At 70.7% G+C, this 529-nt stretch carries 1 protein-coding gene; it reads right to left on the bottom strand.

What is annotated here, in order from left to right:
* On the bottom strand, positions 1-529 hold a 529-nt coding region (locus tag PUR61_RS15835; RefSeq protein ID WP_329879488.1), incomplete at both ends, for an AMP-binding protein.

The following is a 529-nucleotide window of genomic DNA, read 5'->3' as shown; positions in this document are numbered from 1 at the left end:
GCCGATGGCGGGGACGCCCCGGTGGTCGGCCGCCAACTCCGCCGCCGTCGCCCACACCGTCACCTCCGTCGGCCCGTACACGTTCGTCACCCGACCGCACCCACGCACCAGACGCTCCGCCAACCCGGCCGACAACGCCTCACCACCCACCAGCGCATGCACCCCCGGCAACGACACCGGCGGAGCCTCCGCCAACAACCCCTCCCACAGACTCGGCGTCGCCTGCACCACCGCCGGACGCACCCGATCCACCAACGCCGACAACGCCAACGGATCCCGCACCGTCACACGATCCGCCAACACCACCGAAGCCCCACGCACCAACGGCCCGAACAACTCCAACCCCGCGATGTCGAACGACACCGTCGTCACCGCGACCAACGCATCACCCGGCCCCAGACCCAACCGACCGTCCATCGCCGCCAGGAAACCCGCGAACGCCCCGTGCGACACCACCACACCCTTCGGACGCCCCGTCGAACCCGACGTATGGATCACATACGCCGCCCCCTCCGGATCCACCGGCACG

The sequence above is a fragment of the Streptomyces sp. BE20 genome (assembly GCF_036322525.1).
Taxonomy (GTDB): Bacteria; Actinomycetota; Actinomycetes; order Streptomycetales; family Streptomycetaceae; genus Kitasatospora.
Note: the sequence above shows the minus strand (reverse complement) of the source record. Positions and strands in the feature narration are given on the sequence as shown.